Below are 17,035 nucleotides of genomic sequence, written 5' to 3' on the forward strand. Positions count from 1 at the left end.
GAGGGCGCCAAGGCCTCGCTGAGTGCCTTCGATCACCTGATCCGCAGCTCTGTCGAAGACTGAGCGTCGAGGTAAAAAGAAAGGGGAGCAGGCCATCCCCTTTCTTGTTTCTGGCTGCTGACGTCCAGACCCACACGGGATGCGATTCGAAGGATAGATAGCCGATATCCAAGGTCTACCTTATTACACCGGATCCGCTTTGGCTCGGGTGGTAACGAGCGAAACGGGCGGCTATCGATCCGCTCGCCGTGCATGTATCAGCAGTCCATGGAGCGAGTCCTCATATGATCAATGCGGATGCGCCGCAAACGCCCCGCGGGGCAGTAGTGACTTTGGCCAACAGGTCCAGAGATCCCAAACATGAAAAGGCCGTGCATGAACATCTGGCCAAGCGTCTAGCGGCAGTCAAAGGCCTGACGTTTCTCGGGGAGTACGACCGATCCATTGAATATTCGCATCCACTGTACTTTGTGCCGTCTGGCACCATCATCGGTACAGACACAGCCCGTGAGCTAGGCCTCGATGATGAGGAAGATCTGTTCGGTGGCGTGGTGCCGCAGGCATTCATCGAAACCAAGGCCATCACGCATCCGCTGGTGCGTCCGGATGCAGATGCGCCAGTTGGTTGGTCTCGTGACTTCGCGGCGCGTGTCAGTGGCAGCGTGCTTCCCGGCTATAGCGTCTTTTCGCTCGCAGATGCCCGCGAAGCCGGGCGGCGGCTGTTGCATGAAGGTTCGCTGCGGCTGAAACCAGTGCGAGCCACCGGCGGGAGAGGGCAGGAGCGCATCAATTCCGAGCAGCAGCTGGATAATGCGCTGGAACACGTCGATGAGAAGGAGATGGCTCACTATGGGCTGGTGCTCGAGGCCAACCTGGAGCACGTGACGACCTTCAGTGTTGGGCAAATTCGGGTGGCGGGGAGAACGCTCAGCTACTACGGGACTCAGCGCCTGACGTCTGACAATTCTGGCGAGACGGTTTACGGCGGATCAGATCTGGTCGTATCGGACGGTGATTTCGAGGCCTTGCTGAGGCTCGATCTTCCGGAGAAGGCCCGGCTGGCCATTATGCAAGCGCAGGTCTACGACGATGCCGCATCGGCGTGCTTTCGCGGATTTTTCGCGTCCCGTCGTAACTACGATATTGCCCAGGGCGTCGATGGTCGGGGTCGTGCCTGTTCCGGTGTGCTGGAACAGTCATGGCGGATCGGTGGCGCAAGCGGTGCCGAAATCGCTGCGCTTGAGACTCTCATGCAGGGCCAGAGCGGCGCAGTACGGGCGTCTACCGTTGAGGTTTATGGTGAGTCGCAAGTAGTTCCGTCCGGTGCGACCGTACTGTTCCGGGACGAAGACGCCGAGGTGGGCTTTATCACCAAGTACGTAGTGGTGGAGGATTATGGCGACTCAGAGTGAATGCGTAGACATCCTGGTCGACGATGAACATATCGCCGGAACTTTCCTCTCACCACCAACCAAACTGCCCGGCGTCCTGTTCGTGCACGGCTGGGGGGGGAGTCAGGAGCGTGACCTGACGCGCGCTCGAGGTATAGCGGGATTGGGCTGCATCTGCTTGTCCTTCGATTTGCGCGGCCATGCCTTGACGCTGGCGCAACAGCAGACCGTTACGCGCGAGCAGAATCTCAATGATCTGTTGGCCGCCTACGATCTGCTGGCGCAACACCCGAACATCGACCCATCGGCGATTGCCGTGGTGGGCACCAGCTACGGCGGTTACTTGTCAGCTTTGCTTACGGCGCTGAGGCCAGTTAAATGGTTGGCCATGCGGGTTCCAGCGCTGTACGGGGACGATGATTGGATGGTGCCCAAGCGCCAGCTGAACCGGGATCTGCTCAATCAACTGCGTGGTCGACGAGTTGTGCCGGAGGAAAACCGTGCACTGGCAGCCTGTGCCGACTTTCGCGGCGACGTGCTGATCGTCGAGTCCGAGCACGATCACTTGGTCCCGCACAGCACCATCATGAGTTACCGCGCCGCCTTCCATCAGACGCATTCCCTGACGCACCGGATCATTCTCGGTGCTGATCATGCGCTAACCAGTGATTGCTGCCAGAAGGCCTATACCGACATCCTCGTTAACTGGGCGACCGAGATGGTAGTCGGGGCTCGACTCGACCAGCAGGAAGGCGTTGCCGCGGCGAACCGTCGCTAGCCTGGGGGTGAAGGTGGCTGAATGGGTCCGACAAAACGGCTCCAGCGTCGATCCAGGACCTGCTGTTTCAGGACTTCGATGACATCCACCAGCAGCTCTTCGAGCGCCAGGTCGGTGTTCTCATCCTGGTAAACCCAGGCCTCGAAAAACTCGTCGGCCAGATTTCGTGCAAGTCTCTGGAACTGCGGGCTCTGAAGTCCTTCGGCGGCGCCTTGAAGTAGCTGGGCGGCGATATCACTGAGCGCTTCATCCAGGGTATCGGCGACTCGTCCCCCCATGGGCAGGCGGCGCAGTCTGATCACCTCCGGGTTGTTCAGCAGAGCCTGGTGAATTAGTCCGCCTACATAGCCTTCGATGGCCCCCCGATTGTCCCGGTAGCCGCTCTCCAACATGCTGTGCATGCGACGGGAAAGGTCGTTGAGCAGCCGTTCCTTGCGCGGCCTGACGACCTCTTGCAGCAAGCGGCGGGAGAGGTCGTCGCTGGCTCCGATCTCCTGCTGCATGCGGCTGAACAGGCGAACCATGACGCGATCGGATAGTTCTTCGAGCAGCAACAGGTAATAGCGGTTGGCCAGGCCAAACACCGCCCAGCGTCGCATGTCGATCAGCCCCAACCGTTGCAGACGGATCAACAGGCTGCCGACGCGCAGTACCCGCAGCCAGCGGAAGCCGCTTAACGGAATGCAGCCGAGCACGTCATACCAGTGAGCGAAGGGGTAGTAGTACCAGCGTGCGTAGCGGCGTTCAAACAACGCGACGGTCCAACCCAACAGCACGTCGAAGACGAAAATCGCGACGAAGGCGAGGTCGATGTGTTGGAAGTTCTGGTGAATCAGCGCGTCGTAGCGTTGATGCAGGGCGGGAGCCCATTCGGCCAGGGCGTCATTGATTGGCTGCAAAATGAACAGGCTATCGAACAGGATGAGCCCAAGGTTGATGCACACCAGCAGGACGATCAGGACTTCCCAAGCCGCGTGCAGCCCGTCGATTAAGCGCTCGCGCCGCCGCGTTTGCTCAGGCATCGGCAGGCGCACTGGCCGCATGCCAGAGGATTTCTGCGCAGCCCTGACGCCGCGCAATCAGCCGGGCCACAACGAAGAATAGGTCCGACAGGCGATTGAGGTAAGCCAGGCCGACCGCGCGTAGCGGCTCGATCGCATTAAGTTGCTGACAACGGCGCTCGCTGGTACGCGCCATGCTCCGACACAGATGGGCGAGGGCAATCAGTCGTGAGCCGCCCGGCATGATGAAGTCTTCCAGCGGGCCTAGCTCCTGATTCCAATGATCGATCGCCGCCTCTAGACGGGCGACCTCGGCGGCGGTCAGTGCCTGATACTCAGGCATCGCCAACTCACCGCCCAGGTCGAACAGACGATGCTGGCAGGGCCCCAGAACTTCGATCAGTTCGGCCAGATCCGGCCAGCGCGCCTGGGCTTCGGCCAGCTCGGCCAGCAACAGGCCCAGTTGACTGTTGAGGGTGTCGATTTCGCCCATCGCCTCGATTCGCGGATGATCCTTGGGCACTCGGCGGCCGTCGGCCAAGCCGGTTTCTCCGGCATCACCGGTGCGGGTGTAGATCTTCGAGAGTCGGTTGCCCATCTGGATTCCTTGATTCAGCTGTTGTTGAGTTCGATAGCGGATGTCAGCGGCAGGCGCAGCGTAAAGCAGGTGCCCTGGTCTGGCCTGCTCTGCACTTCCATCTGGCCTTTGTGATTGTTGGTGATGATGAAATACGAAACGGAAAGACCCAGCCCGGTTCCCTGGCCCACCTCCTTGGTAGTGAAAAAGGGTTCGAAGATTCGCTTGCGGATATGTTCAGGAATTCCGCTGCCATTGTCTTCGACTTGAATTTCGCACCAAGGCGGATTCAGCCGTGTGCGCAGAATGATTTGCCCGCGGCCTCGCTCCGGTTTTTGATGGATGGCCTGCGCGGCGTTTTTCAGCAAGTTCAGCAGCACCTGTTCCAGCTCGTTGGCGATACAGGGGACGCGGTCCATCTGGGAATCGAAGTCTCGGAGGATCTCAATAGAGCGGAAGTCGAAACCGTCCATCAGCGCAAAGTCGTTGCCGGCAATCTCCAACGCCTGGTCAATAAGTACGGCCAGCGGGCACTCCGCCAGTTGCCGGTTGCTCAGGCGACTGAAACTCAGCATGTGGCTGACGATCTTGGCCGCTCGCGATCCGGCTTGCTGAATACCGTCGAGCAGTTGCGGGATCTCCCTTTGCTGCAGATACAGGTTGACGGCTTCCAGCGAGACCCCGGTATCCAGAGCAACGTCGCGGTTCCGCTCAAGCTCAGGCGATAGCCGCCGGCGGATGTTCTGTGCGTTGTGCAGGATGGCGCCGAGGGGGTTGTTGATCTCGTGCGCCATACCTGCGGCAAGGCTGCCCACCGACAACATCTTTTCCGACTGCACCATGATTTCTTCCATGTTGATCCGCTCGGTAATGTCGTCGATGCGGATCACCACGCCCCGCCCGCCACCGCCCATTAGGGGGTAGAGCGTCAATGCATAATGCCGAGGCTCACCATTGAAGGCCCAGGTGACACGTTCGATCTTCTCGACCTGATGATGCTCAGATGTACGGCGGATCTGAGCCAGGAAGGGCCTTAGCGGCTCGAAGGCGATGAAAACGGGTTGGTTCAAGGCGTCATCGATTGACGTTCCGGATAGCACACTGGCCTGTTGATTCCACTGGGTCACGTAGAGCTGCTCATCGAGCGCGATGAGTACCGAGGGCATCGAGTCGATGATGCTGTTCAGGTAGTTTTGGAATCCGGTGAGTTTCTTTTCGATTTTGCTGCGAACCTGGACTTCGAGCTCGAGCTTGCGGTTGGAATGACGGGTCTCCTCTGCCAGGCCTTGCGCGTGATCGAAGGCTTCCTGGGCATCGTCTCGGGCACGCTTGAGCTGCTGCTCGCGAGCCTCCATGCGCGACAACATGGTGTTGAAGGCATCGGCCAAGTGGCCGATCTCGTCCCGGTTTTTCGGTGTCGCCCTGAGGGAGTAGTCTTCTTCTCGGGTCACCTGGCGGGACAGGGCTTCCAGGTCGCGGATCGGCCGGGTAATCAGACGACGAATCTGCCGCGCCACCAGCGCCCATAGCAGCAGGCTGGCGAGCAGGATGGCGAGGCTGGCGGTCAAGGTGCCCGTGTAGAACGCGCCTGGCAGTTCGCTGCTGGCGACCATCAATAGATGACCTGGTGGCCCCGCAGCCTGTGGCAGCTCGATCAACAGATTGGCGCGCATCTCGCTCTTCTGCCACGCCGGCAAGTCGCTCACCTGCTGCGGTAAGTCCAGCCGATCGCCACGATACAGTTCAGCCAGGCTGCGCCCCGTGCGGTCATACACCACAGCCGCCCGCAGCGGCGCATATTCGTTCAGCTTCCCCAGCAGCTCGTCAGCAGCCGCTTTGGATTCCAGGGCGCGATCACTCAGCTCGGGTGTTGCGAACAGCGCGCCGAGGGTATGCATCGCCTGGGGCGCGACGCTCTGCCGGGATATCCAATAGGCTGCGCTGATAAACGTGAGGTTGGAGACCAGCAGCAAGGCTGCTAGCAGCACGAGCAAAGCGATCAGCAGCTTGCGGCCGACCGGAAGATTTTCAAGGCGCTGGCGCAGGGTCATGGCAGGCACGGGCGAAGGGTGTTTCTGCAGGGTAGCGGGGGCTTAGTCGGCGGGCAATCCGTGACAGCGCAGGAGCGTCTGGAGTCGCTCGAACAGTTCGTTCAGCTCGGGCGTCGCCAGGCCATGCTGACGTGCGGCCCGACAAGCCTGCCCAAGCAGAAAGCCTACTTCGGTTCGGCGCCCGCTCCGCACGTCCTGATACATCGATGAATAGTTTTGCGCGGTCGCCTCGATGATGCGCAACACTACCGCCTCGAGCCCATCGGCGGCTGCGCGCTGGCCGCATGCCCGCAGTACCTCGCTGAGCTCGTTGCAGAGCCGGTGCAGCGGCTCGGGATGATTCAGCAATTCGCCGTTACGGCAATCGCTCAGCACGCTAAGCGGGTTGATGGCGCAATTGATCGCCAGCTTTCGCCAGAGTATGGCCATAATGTCGTCCGCCCAGACGTACGGAATCTCCGCCATGTCCAGCTCGGCAAGCCAGGGCGGCGCTTGATGATTGACCGGATCGCCGAGCCAGTTCTGGCCCCGACCGGCATGCACGACTCGAAAGTCGGCCTGACGGTAAGCCCCTTCGGTGCTGGAAACGAAAATGCAGCGGCTCTCCGGCCAACGTGCCGCAATGGCCTGCTGGCTGCCCAGCCCGTTTTGCAACAGGAGGATTTCCGACTGTTTGGCAAGTCGCGGCGCTAGTTCCGCGACGGCGGCCTCTGCGTCATAGGCTTTGCAGGCGACCAGTAGCCGCTCTATCGGTGTCGTAGCCCCTGGTAGCTCTGCCAGTATTGGATAGACACGGCTCGCACCATTCTCGATCAGCGCAAGCCCTCCCGCGGCGTGGTACTCGGCAAGCCGTTGGGGATTACGCAGGATAATGCGCAGCGGCACGCCGGCGCGAAACAGGCGCGTCGCCCACAACCCGCCCAGGCTGCCGGCACCCAGTACGTGCCAGGTGCCAGCCATCAGGCGGGCTGCTTGTAGCGCATGGGCACGATACGTCCGGTGGCGTATGCGTCAGGTAATAACGATCCAGCCTCTGCGATGACCCGCTTGGGATCGACCGGCAGCGCGCTTGCATCGAGGCTGATCATCGCGATACCGGCCTTGATTGAAATGAAGCCCTCATCGGTCTTGAACGCCTTGAGGTTAAGTCCTTCATGCAGCCGCTTGAAACTGCTCGGAGCGCACCCTCGCAAGTCATCAATCAGCGTCAGCACGCCGAAATGGCGATCATCCAGGCGGGTGAGGACGTCGAGCGGGCGTACCAGCTGCTGGATACGTCTCGCGACACCTCGCAGCAGGTCCTGATGAAACTGTTCACCATAGCGTTCCCGCTGGCTGGGAACCTCCGGCAAGCCTATCAGCAGAAAGCACAGCGCACCGCCGCGGCTTTCGATCTGGCGCAAGCTGTCGCCAAGGCGCTGATGCAGGTAACGACTGTTTCCGAGCCCGGTGATCGGGTCGATCAGGTTGCGCTTTTCCAGACTGGCGATGTTTTCGGTCAATAGACGGTTTTCGCGCATCAGCCGCTGCAGTGAGCCGCACAGTCGATCGGCGGCAAACACCCTGGGCACGAGCTGATCGTTCATCACCGACTTGCCGATGAAATCATCCACGCCGTGATCGAAGGCCTTGCTCAGCACGTCTTGGCCGTCGCGGCCGGTCAGGAGAATGATGTAAGTGTAATGATCGGACATCTCGTCCTGCTGGCGGACCTGAGCGGTCAGCTCCAGGCCATCCATTTCCGGCATCAGCCAATCAGCGAGGAGAACATTGGCGGGGCGTTGTTCAATCAGCTCCAACGCCGCGCTGGCACTGTTGGCGAAACGAATGTCTTCGTACCCGGCCTTGCTGAGTGCGCGACCTATCATCACGCTGGAGAACTTGGCGTCGTCGACCACCAGGATGCTGAGTTGGGGGTTGGGCATTCAGGAACTCGGAGAAGGAGAGGGGCTGCAACAGGGAATGGAAAGGCCTGAGCAGCGCGAACAGTTATAATGATGGCGCATTTGAACCGTCAAGCTAAGCGCGCTGGGTCACACCGTTGCGCCGTTTCCACAGGAGGAAGCCCATGCCCTCGTTCGACGTGGTGTCCGAACTGGACAAACACGAAGTAACCAACGCGGTAGATAACGCTGTCAAGGAACTCGACCGGCGCTATGACCTGCGTGGCAAAGGCAGTTTCGAATTCAAGGAACTGACCATCAATCTGACCGCCGACGCAGATTTCCAATTGGAGCAGATGTTGGAAATCCTCAAGTTGAGCCTGGTCAAACGCAAGATCGATATCCAGTGTCTGGAGCTGAAGGATCCCTATCCGTCCGGCAAAACCGTCAAGCAGGAGGTGGTGCTGCGCGAGGGTATCGACAAGGAACTGGCTAAGAAGATCGTAGCGTACATCAAGGAGGCCAAGCTCAAGGTGCAGGCGGCCATTCAGGGCGAGCAGGTACGTGTAACCGGCAAGAAACGCGACGACCTGCAGGAAGCCATCGCCCTGCTGCGCGCCAAGGATTTTGAAATGCCGCTGCAATTCAATAACTTCCGCGATTGATCACCCCGCGCACGTTCGTGCCACTTCCCGCATTTGCCGAGCGGCCCTAGTCCGGGCGCTCGGTGTCCCAAGGAGATTCCTTTTCAATGGATTTCAGTGTCGATTACCTGGGCGAGCTTTCCGAGGCCTGGTTGCCTGTTGTCGTTCAATACGGCGCACAAGTTACGCTGGCGCTTTTCACCTTCCTCATCGGTTGGTGGCTGATCAACAAGCTCGTCGGCAATTTGGGGGGCGTATTGAAGCGCCGCCAGTTCGACGCTTCGCTGCATGGCTTTATCGAGAGCCTGGCGAGCGTCATCCTCAAGGTACTTTTGCTGATCAGCGTTGCGTCGATGATCGGCGTCGAGACCACCTCATTTATCGCTGTAATCGGTGCAGCCGGCCTTGCGATTGGCCTGGCGTTGCAGGGCAGTCTGGGCAACTTCGCTGGCGGTGTGCTGATTCTGATCTTCCGACCCATCCGCGTCGGTGAGTGGATTGAAGCTCAGGGCGTATCCGGGACTGTGCACTCGATACAGATCTTCCACACCGTCCTCAAGTCTGCCGATAACAAAACCATCGTGGTGCCCAACGGCAGCCTTTCGAATGGCCATATCACCAATTATTCCCGCGAGCCGCGTCGTCGCGCGGACATCAATATCGGTATCGACTACGGCGCCGACATCAAACTGGCGCGCAAGATCCTGCTGGAGATTGCTGAAGACGAGCGTGTGCTGCGTGATCCTGATCCGGTGGTCCATGTTGTTGCACTGGCCGACAGTTCGGTGAATCTGTCGCTGCGGGTATGGGTCTCCACCGGTGACTTCTGGCCCGTGACCTTCGGCTTTACTGAGTTGGTCAAGGAGCGCTTCGACGCAGCCGGGATCGGTATTCCATTCCCGCAGCGGGTGGTACACCTGGTCCAGCGTTAAGACCTGTTCTGCAATATGACAAAGCCGGCAGTAGCCGGCTTTTTGGTTAGCTATGTTCGGTCGAGGATATCGGCTCGGCGCTGGTGGATTGCGGACGACTGCGTGTCCATTGCCAGACAATCAGTACCAGCGTCGGAATGCCGAGCAACGCAGTCACCAGAAAGAAGTTGCTGTAACCGAGCTGCTCGACCATCACGCCCGAGTAGCCACCCAATAGCCTTGGCAATAGCAACATCAACGAGCTGAGCAGGGCGTACTGAGTCGCAGAGAACTTCAGATTGGTCAGGCTCGAAAGATAGGCAACGAATGCGGTCGAGGCCAACCCGCCACTGAAGTTGTCGCATGAGATCGTGACGATCAGCATGTTGAGGTTGGCGCCCATTTCCACCAGCAACATGAACATGAGATTGGTCGCGGCCGATGCCGCACCGCCAATGAACAGAATGGGCAGGATGCTGAAACGCACGATCAGCAAGCCGCCAAACGCAGCGCCAAGCAGGGTCATGATCAAACCAAAAAGCTTGCTGACGCTGGCGATCTGATCCTTGCTGAAGCCTTGGTCGATATAAAAGACGTTCGCCATGACGCCCATTACCGTATCGGACATCCGGTAGGTAGCGATCAGTCCGAGCAGTAACAGCGCCTGCCAGCGATAGCGCAGGATGAAGTCGGTGATGGGCGTCAGCACCGGCCCCATCAGAATCCGCCCCGGTCCGGAGAGGCAGCCCCAGCAAATCAGCAGATACATGGTGCCGCGTGGCCAGTAGCCGCCCCAGTAGGACTGGAACATGCCCGTTGTAGACACCATGAGGATGATCAGGACGATCACCGATACGGCCTGGTGGACAAAATCGAAGCGTGCCGGGCGCTGGCGCTGACCAGCCTGTTGCAGCATCTGGCGCACCGGAACCATCAGCGACCGTCCCCAGGGTGACAGCGAACCGATGATAAACAGCAAATACAGCGTTGCACGTGGCCAGGCCTGGGCGATCAATGCGTTGATCATCGCGGGAACGGAAATCAGCAGCACCAGCAGCAGGCCGACCGCAGCCATCTGGTGGTTGAAGCTGAATCTGGACGGCTCATGAGGCAGCGGCGCGGCGCCTTGGGGTTCGGGAATCAACAGGCTGGTAACAAGACCCGGAAGGATGAGGAGAGCGAAGGCAATATAGGTCGTGGCCCAGGCGGCCTGGTTGTATTCGACGTTGCTAGAGCCCAGCCACTCGGCTAAAAACAGCGCGCCGGCGCTGGCCAGCAGCATGGCGACGCGATAACCGGTCATGTAGCTCGCGGCCAGCGTCGCCTGCAATTTGTCCTCGGCGATTTCCAGCCGATAGGCATCAATGGCGATGTCTTGTGTGGCCGAGGCGAAAGCCACCGCTACGGCCAGTGCGATCAACATGGTCAGGTTCTGTTGCGGATTGCACAGGGCCATGCCGATCAGGCCGATCGCGATGACCGCCTGCGACAACACCAGCCACGAGCGTCGCCGGCCCAGGCCGCCGATCCAGGGCAACCGCCACTGGTCGAGCATCGGCGACCAAACCCATTTGAACGCGTACGCGAGGCTGATCCAGCTGGCAAAACCGATGGTCTCGCGAGACACACCCGCCTCGCGCAACCATACAGAAAGCGTGGAAAAAACCAGGATCGCAGGAAGCCCGGCAGCGAAGCCAAGGATCAGCAGAGTCAGTGAGGCTGGACTGGCATAGGCGGCTAGCGCGGCGCGCCAGGTTTCACGGGACATAAAGGCAAATCAGGGACAGAACATGAAGCGCGCACTCTACCCGCTGTGCTCCGCTGAATGCCAGCCGTGCCGACGTATGTCGACGCGGTCGTTGATCACCTGCACACCCTCAGCGCGAAGTCGGGCACGTTGCTCCTCGCCGGAGACGGTTCCGGCGGCCAGGCTCAGGCGGCCGCCTGCGCCCATCACCCGGTGCCAGGGCAGACGCGTATCGTCAGGCAATTGTGACAGGACCCGCCCGACCCAGCGTGCGGCACGGCCCAGCCCGGCGACGGCGGCAAGTTCGCCATAGCTGGTGACCTTGCCTTCGGGGATCTGCGCCAATGCCAGATATAACGCGGCACGTCGGGTTTCGGCGTCACCGGTGCGGGGATCGCTGTGCGCTGCATCAGAGGGCTGGCGCGTCATGTAAAGGCTCCATTAGTGATGAGGCTGGTGGTGATCGAGGCTCCGTTTGGCGGCCAGCGCTTGTTGTCTTGGGGCGCATAAGGATAATGCCTGCCTTTCTCTTATACCCGCAGACGCCCTCTTGCCTATGTTCTCCCGACCGCTCTCACGAACCTTGCTTTGCGTAACCCTTTCCACGCTTTCTCTGCCGACATTTGCCGACACCGTGTGGCTGAAGAACGGTGATCGCCTGACTGGCAAGATCAGCGTGCTCGATGGCGGCAAGCTGCTCATCGAAACCGAGTACGGTGGCTCCATTCCTGTGAAATGGAGCCAGGTCGCGACACTGGAAAGCAACCAGCAGTTGCTGGTCAAGGAGGACGATGCCTCTGGCGAGGTCGCGAAATCACTACAAGCGGCCGATGACGGCATGGTCACACTGAGTAATGGTGGCGCGCCGCGTACGGTCCCGCTCAAGTCGATCACCCAGATCATCCATCCGAAGCCACTCATTCAGGACCTGACCTGGAAGGGTAACGTTGACGTAGCGCTGGACTACAAACGTGCCGAAACTGACACGGATGACTATGACATCTCGTTCAAAACCTCTGCGCGCCATGGCCTGTGGCGTCACAACGGTTCCGGCGCCTACAACCGGGAGTACCGCGACGGTGTAACTGCCACCGATAACTGGGAGGCCGAGTACGCGCTGGACCGCTTCCTCGATGAGCACTGGTTCTGGCAGGGTCGCTTGGAATACAAGCGTGACAAGATCGAGGACGTTCGGCGCCAGCGCACGGTGGGTACAGGTCCGGGTTACCAGTTCTGGGACAACGAACTGGGCGCGTTCTCGCTGGCTTCGCTGGCCAACCGCAGTGACTACGAGTTCGCCAACGGCAATACGGAGCAGTTTTACTCGCTGGCCATGAAGTGGAATTACAACCGTTATCTGGTGGGCAAGACCTTCGAGATATTCAGTAACGGTGAAATCGGCAAGCCACTGGAAAATGTCGCCGACTATCAATTCGACGCGGAAATGGGGCTGCGTTACAAAGTGACCGACTGGGCGTCGCTCAACATGAAGGCCGAGAAGGACATCGTCAGCGGTGCGGAGAGCGAGCTGGATGAAACCCGCTACAGCATCGGATTCGGTGTGGGCTGGTAAGGCTTATAGCGTGATCGACCGGGCGCCTCAGTGCGCCCGGTTTCGTTTCTGGTGCTCTACAGCCGCAAGCCTCCGTCGAGCTCCAGGATGCGCCCGGTGTAGTAGTCGTTCTCGAATATGTAGGCCACCGAGTGGGCAATCTCCTGGGGTTTGCCCAGACGCTTCAGCGGAATCCCGGCGGTCATCTTCTCCAGCGCTTCGGGTTTCATGCTGGCGACCATTTCGGTTTCGATGAAGCCGGGTGCAACACCGGCTACGCGGATGCCGTAGCGCGCCAGCTCCTTCGCCCACACCACGGTATCTGCAGCCACGCCGGCCTTGGCGGCCGAGTAGTTCGCCTGGCCCATGTTGCCGGCACGGGATATCGAGGAAATGTTGACGATCGCGCCCTGGCGCTTCAGCTCAACCATCTTCGCGGCGACCTCGCGGGTGCAGAGAAATACGCCGGTGAGGTTGACGTCGATCACCGCCTGCCACTGCGCCAGGCTCATCTTCGACAGTTCGCCGTCCTTGAGTTTTATGGTAAGCCCATCGCGGAGAATGCCGGCGTTGTTGACCAAGCCGTCCAGGCCACCAAAGTCGTCGCTGACCTGGCTCACCATGTGGCTAACCTGCTCTTCGTTGGCGACATTGCACAGGTAGGCGCGTGCGTCACCGCCAGCGTGCTTGCAGGCTGCCACGGCTTCATCCAGCCGATCCTGATTAAGGTCGACCAGCGCCAGGCGGGCGCCTTTGCTGGCAAGGTACTCGCCCATTGCGCGTCCGAGCCCTTGGCCACCGCCGGTGATAATGATGACCTTGTCTTTCAGCTGCATGCCTATCTCCTATCTATGCCTGCCGACGTCGGTAAACGACGTCCGCTGACGAAACCGTTATGCTGATGCCCTGCCGAATCGTCCCTGTTGAGGAACACCCGTGAGCGTTCAAGCCGCCAAGCATGCCCGACAACTCCTGCTCAAGGAATACCGCGGCGTGCTCTCGACTCACTCCAAGGCCATGCCCGGATTTCCCTTTGGCTCAGCAGTCCCTTACTGCTTGAACGAAGAAGGCTGGCCACTGATCTTGATCAGTCGGATCGCCCAGCATACGAAAAATCTGCAGGCAGACCCGCGCTGCTCTCTGCTGGTCGCTGAACGTGGCGCCGAGGACGTGCAGGCAACCGGCCGGCTCACCCTGCTGGCCGAGGCGGTGCCGCTCACGGACGAAGCTGCGGTCGGCGCCGCGGCCGAACGCTATTACCGTTACTTCCCGGAATCGCGCGACTACCATCGCGTTCACGACTTTGACTTCTGGACGTTGCAGCCGGTGCGCTGGCGCTACATCGGGGGCTTCGGCGCGATCCATTGGCTGGATCAGGTGGCATTGGCTAATCCGTTTGCACGCGCAAGCGGTGGCGAGGTCGACATGCTTGACCACATGAATCAGGACCACCATTCGGCGATTGCTCATTACGTTCACCAGGCAGGCCTGCCGTCTGCCCCGGAGGCGCGCATGATTGGAATCGATAGCGAAGGCTTTCACTTGAGCATCGGTCAGGCCATTCACTGGTTGGCATTTCCGGATAGCTGTACCAGCCCAGGCGCCGTGCGACAGGCACTGGTGGCGATGGCTCGCCGCTGATTAATACTCGCGTAAGCGCAGCGAAGAATAATCCGGTTACAGCCTATCTGGTGGATGGGTTGAATTCGCTGCAGCCCGCCGTCATCTACACGAAATCGGAAGCCGTTCTTCCGCCAAGGATTATCGATGCGAATATTCTTACTGCTGTTTCTCCTGTTTCCGCTGGCCGAGCTGGCGTTGCTGATCAAGGTCGGCAGCTCCATCGGCGTGTTGCCCACCATTCTCCTGCTGATCATCAGCGGCATGGCCGGCATCCTGCTGATGCGTCTGGCCGGATTTGCCACCGCCTGGCGTGCACGCGAGCGGTTGGCTCGCGGTGAGTTGCCGGAAAGGGAAATGCTCCAGGGCTTGATGATGGCCCTTGCTGGGGGGTTGTTGTTCCTGCCCGGATTTCTCAGCGACGTCGTCGCGCTGCTGGTGCTGTTTCCACCGACGCGCAAACTGTTCCTCGGCTTTGTCGGGCGGCGTGTCGAGGCGCAGGCTCAGCGTCGGCGAGCCTTTGCCGACGATCTACGCCAGCAGCAGGAACACCGCGACGGGCCACAGCGGCCTAACGTCATCGAGGGGGAGTGGGAGCGTCGCGACAAGTAGGTCGTATCCGCTCCATCAAGGCATGCCACGGCATGCCTTTTTATCTTCTGTAAATGCAAAAAATCATCGTCCCGCCCTTGAAATCATTTTTGACGCCCGCATGTAGCGGTCACCGCAAGGTCGCTGTCGCATTTTGACAGTCCGTCTTCTGCGGCTCGCATTGCGGGCCGCAACCGGCACCGCCGGATTTGCCAACCCGCCGATGAGAATGCATCGGCATGGAAACCACTGTACTAGGAGAGATCGACAATGAAGCTTCGTCCTCTGCATGACCGCGTCGTAATTCGTCGCAGCGAAGAAGAAACCAAGACCGCAGGCGGCATCGTGCTGCCGGGCTCCGCTGCCGAGAAGCCAAACCGTGGCGAAATCGTCGCTGTTGGCACTGGCCGCGTTCTGGACAACGGCGAAGTCCGTCAGCTGGCCGTCAAGGTTGGCGATCAGGTCGTATTCGGCCCTTACTCCGGCAGCAACACCGTCAAGGTTGACGGTGAAGACCTGCTGGTGATGAGCGAGAACGAAATTCTCGCCGTCGTCGAAGCCTGATCAGCGCTCGCTTACAGCGAACTGCGTTCCATCAACAGAATTTGAGGAAGAATCAACATGGCTGCTAAAGAAGTTAAGTTCGGCGACTCCGCTCGTAAGAAGATGCTGGTAGGCGTCAACGTCCTGGCTGATGCGGTAAAAGCGACCCTCGGCCCGAAAGGCCGCAACGTCGTGATCGAGAAGAGCTTCGGCGCTCCGACCATCACCAAGGATGGCGTTTCCGTTGCCAAGGAAATCGAGCTGAAAGACCGTTTCGAAAACATGGGCGCGCAGCTGGTCAAGGACGTTGCTTCCCGTGCCAACGATGACGCGGGCGACGGCACCACCACTGCTACCGTTCTGGCTCAGTCGATCGTCAACGAAGGCCTGAAGGCTGTCGCTGCCGGCATGAACCCGATGGATCTGAAGCGCGGCATCGACAAGGCGACCATCGCTATCGTTGCTGAGCTGAAGAACCAGTCCAAGCCATGCGCCGATTTCAAGGCCATCGCTCAGGTCGGCACCATCTCCGCCAACTCCGACAGCTCCATCGGCGCGATCATCGCCGAAGCCATGGAAAAGGTCGGTAAAGAAGGCGTGATCACTGTTGAAGAAGGCTCGGGCCTGGAAAACGAACTGTCTGTCGTAGAAGGCATGCAGTTCGACCGTGGTTACCTGTCCCCTTACTTCATCAACAAGCCGGACACCATGGTGGCCGAGCTTGACAGCCCGATGCTGCTGCTGGTCGACAAGAAGATCTCCAACATCCGCGAACTGCTGCCGGTGCTGGAAGGCGTTGCCAAGGCCGGCCGTCCACTGCTGATCGTTGCCGAAGACGTTGAAGGCGAAGCCCTGGCGACTCTGGTCGTGAACAACATGCGCGGCATCGTCAAGGTTGCTGCGGTCAAGGCACCTGGCTTCGGCGATCGTCGCAAGGCCATGCTGCAGGATCTCGCCATCCTGACCGGTGGTACCGTGATTTCCGAAGAAGTCGGCCTGAGCCTGGAAACCGCTACCCTGGAGCACCTGGGTAATGCCAAGCGCGTTGTGCTGAACAAGGAAAACACCACCATCATCGATGGTGCTGGTCAGCAGGTCGACATCGAAGCTCGCGTTGCGCAGATCCGCAAGCAGGTTGAAGACACCACTTCCGACTACGACAAAGAGAAGCTGCAAGAGCGTCTGGCCAAACTGGCTGGCGGTGTTGCCGTGATCAAGGTCGGTGCCGGTACCGAAGTCGAAATGAAAGAGAAGAAAGCCCGTGTCGAAGACGCGCTGCACGCAACCCGTGCTGCCGTTGAAGAAGGCGTGGTACCTGGCGGCGGTGTCGCTCTGGTCCGTGCACTGCAGGCGATTTCCGAGCTGAAGGGCGAAAACGCCGATCAGGACGTGGGCATCACGCTGCTGCGTCGCGCTGTCGAAGCGCCGCTGCGCCAGATCGTCGCCAACTCCGGTGGCGAGCCAAGCGTTGTGGTCGATAAGGTCAAGCAGGGCAGCGGTAACTACGGTTACAACGCTGCGACCGACGAGTACGGTGACATGATCGAGATGGGCATTCTCGATCCGGCCAAGGTAACCCGTTCGGCTCTGCAGGCCGCGGCTTCCATTGCCAGCCTGATGATCACCACCGAAGCGATGATCGCTGAAGTGGCTGACGACAAGGCTGCTGGTGGCATGCCGGACATGGGCGGCATGGGTGGTATGGGTGGTATGGGCGGCATGATGTAATTCAGCCGGTCCCTGGCA

General features: G+C 59.9%; 17 protein-coding genes. 9 read left to right on the forward strand and 8 right to left on the reverse strand.

The window, feature by feature from the left end; translation table 11 throughout:
- Nucleotides 1-284 precede the first annotated feature (284 nt).
- A complete protein-coding gene (locus ACIGHL_RS21090) occupies nucleotides 285-1,412 on the forward strand; it encodes a DUF3182 family protein (RefSeq protein WP_216707200.1) in 1,128 nt (375 codons plus the stop codon).
- Complete coding sequence (locus ACIGHL_RS21095; RefSeq protein WP_128121846.1) at nucleotides 1,396-2,169, forward strand: alpha/beta hydrolase family protein; 774 nt, start codon at nucleotides 1,396-1,398, stop codon at nucleotides 2,167-2,169. The genes ACIGHL_RS21090 and ACIGHL_RS21095 overlap by 17 nt, the downstream gene beginning before the upstream one ends.
- Here ACIGHL_RS21095 and ACIGHL_RS21100 read toward each other — a convergent pair.
- From ACIGHL_RS21100 to ACIGHL_RS21120, 5 genes are read right to left on the reverse strand one after another with little or no spacing between them, the layout of a single operon-like run.
- Nucleotides 2,166-3,191 carry an ion transporter gene (locus ACIGHL_RS21100; protein ID WP_064482660.1) on the reverse strand — a complete coding sequence of 342 codons (1,026 nt, stop codon included), beginning with the start codon at nucleotides 3,189-3,191 and terminating at the stop codon, nucleotides 2,166-2,168. The two genes, ACIGHL_RS21095 and ACIGHL_RS21100, sit on opposite strands and share 4 nt — an antisense overlap.
- On the reverse strand, nucleotides 3,184-3,768 hold the full coding sequence (locus tag ACIGHL_RS21105) for a cob(I)yrinic acid a,c-diamide adenosyltransferase (RefSeq protein WP_128121847.1): 585 nt from the start codon (nucleotides 3,766-3,768) through the stop codon (nucleotides 3,184-3,186). The genes ACIGHL_RS21100 and ACIGHL_RS21105 overlap by 8 nt, the downstream gene beginning before the upstream one ends.
- Before the next feature lie 14 nt (nucleotides 3,769-3,782).
- The gene (locus ACIGHL_RS21110; protein ID WP_128121848.1) at nucleotides 3,783-5,798 is read right to left on the reverse strand and encodes a sensor histidine kinase; all 2,016 of its coding nucleotides are present in this window, start codon (nucleotides 5,796-5,798) and stop codon (nucleotides 3,783-3,785) included.
- Nucleotides 5,799-5,840: 42 nt separating this feature from the next.
- Nucleotides 5,841-6,758, reverse strand: coding sequence for a putative 2-dehydropantoate 2-reductase (locus tag ACIGHL_RS21115; protein WP_128121849.1), 918 nt, complete (start codon nucleotides 6,756-6,758; stop codon nucleotides 5,841-5,843).
- On the reverse strand, nucleotides 6,758-7,723 hold the full coding sequence (locus ACIGHL_RS21120) for a response regulator (protein ID WP_128121850.1): 966 nt from the start codon (nucleotides 7,721-7,723) through the stop codon (nucleotides 6,758-6,760). The genes ACIGHL_RS21115 and ACIGHL_RS21120 overlap by 1 nt, the downstream gene beginning before the upstream one ends.
- A gap of 143 nt (nucleotides 7,724-7,866) precedes the next feature.
- Here ACIGHL_RS21120 and ACIGHL_RS21125 point away from each other — a divergent pair, with 143 nt between their 5' ends.
- Nucleotides 7,867-8,346 (forward strand): YajQ family cyclic di-GMP-binding protein, encoded by a 480-nt coding sequence (locus tag ACIGHL_RS21125; protein WP_045425002.1) that lies wholly within the window; start codon nucleotides 7,867-7,869, stop codon nucleotides 8,344-8,346.
- A gap of 86 nt (nucleotides 8,347-8,432) precedes the next feature.
- Nucleotides 8,433-9,257 carry a mechanosensitive ion channel family protein gene (locus ACIGHL_RS21130; RefSeq protein ID WP_128121851.1) on the forward strand — a complete coding sequence of 275 codons (825 nt, stop codon included), beginning with the start codon at nucleotides 8,433-8,435 and terminating at the stop codon, nucleotides 9,255-9,257.
- 46 nt (nucleotides 9,258-9,303) lie between these two features.
- On the opposite strand, the gene ACIGHL_RS21135 is transcribed toward ACIGHL_RS21130, so the two are convergent.
- The gene (locus tag ACIGHL_RS21135) at nucleotides 9,304-11,004 is read right to left on the reverse strand and encodes an AmpG family muropeptide MFS transporter (RefSeq protein ID WP_128121852.1); all 1,701 of its coding nucleotides are present in this window, start codon (nucleotides 11,002-11,004) and stop codon (nucleotides 9,304-9,306) included.
- 36 nt (nucleotides 11,005-11,040) lie between these two features.
- A complete protein-coding gene (locus tag ACIGHL_RS21140; RefSeq protein ID WP_046162582.1) occupies nucleotides 11,041-11,412 on the reverse strand; it encodes an MGMT family protein in 372 nt (123 codons plus the stop codon).
- Nucleotides 11,413-11,539: 127 nt separating this feature from the next.
- Between ACIGHL_RS21140 and ACIGHL_RS21145 the strand changes: the two genes are divergently transcribed.
- Nucleotides 11,540-12,556 (forward strand): DUF481 domain-containing protein, encoded by a 1,017-nt coding sequence (locus ACIGHL_RS21145; protein ID WP_128121876.1) that lies wholly within the window; start codon nucleotides 11,540-11,542, stop codon nucleotides 12,554-12,556.
- 56 nt (nucleotides 12,557-12,612) lie between these two features.
- Here the strand turns inward: ACIGHL_RS21145 and ACIGHL_RS21150 are convergent, their stop codons facing one another.
- Entirely contained in the window at nucleotides 12,613-13,371 is a 759-nt protein-coding gene (locus tag ACIGHL_RS21150; RefSeq protein WP_064480455.1) for an SDR family oxidoreductase, read from the reverse strand.
- A gap of 100 nt (nucleotides 13,372-13,471) precedes the next feature.
- Between ACIGHL_RS21150 and ACIGHL_RS21155 the strand changes: the two genes are divergently transcribed.
- From ACIGHL_RS21155 to groL, 4 genes are all read left to right on the forward strand, one after another.
- On the forward strand, nucleotides 13,472-14,176 hold the full coding sequence (locus ACIGHL_RS21155; protein ID WP_128121853.1) for a HugZ family pyridoxamine 5'-phosphate oxidase: 705 nt from the start codon (nucleotides 13,472-13,474) through the stop codon (nucleotides 14,174-14,176).
- Between the two features lie 126 nt (nucleotides 14,177-14,302).
- Nucleotides 14,303-14,767: an FxsA family protein gene (locus tag ACIGHL_RS21160; protein ID WP_127839925.1), complete on the forward strand. Its 465-nt coding sequence runs from the start codon at nucleotides 14,303-14,305 to the stop codon at nucleotides 14,765-14,767.
- A gap of 249 nt (nucleotides 14,768-15,016) precedes the next feature.
- A complete protein-coding gene (locus ACIGHL_RS21165; protein WP_019340746.1) occupies nucleotides 15,017-15,310 on the forward strand; it encodes a co-chaperone GroES in 294 nt (97 codons plus the stop codon).
- A 57-nt stretch (nucleotides 15,311-15,367) separates the two neighbouring features.
- Complete coding sequence (gene groL / locus ACIGHL_RS21170) at nucleotides 15,368-17,017, forward strand: chaperonin GroEL (protein ID WP_127839924.1); 1,650 nt, start codon at nucleotides 15,368-15,370, stop codon at nucleotides 17,015-17,017.
- Nucleotides 17,018-17,035: the final 18 nt, after the last annotated feature.

This window comes from Pseudomonas sp. NPDC077451 (genome assembly GCF_044543345.1).
GTDB lineage: Bacteria > Pseudomonadota > Gammaproteobacteria > Pseudomonadales > Pseudomonadaceae > Stutzerimonas.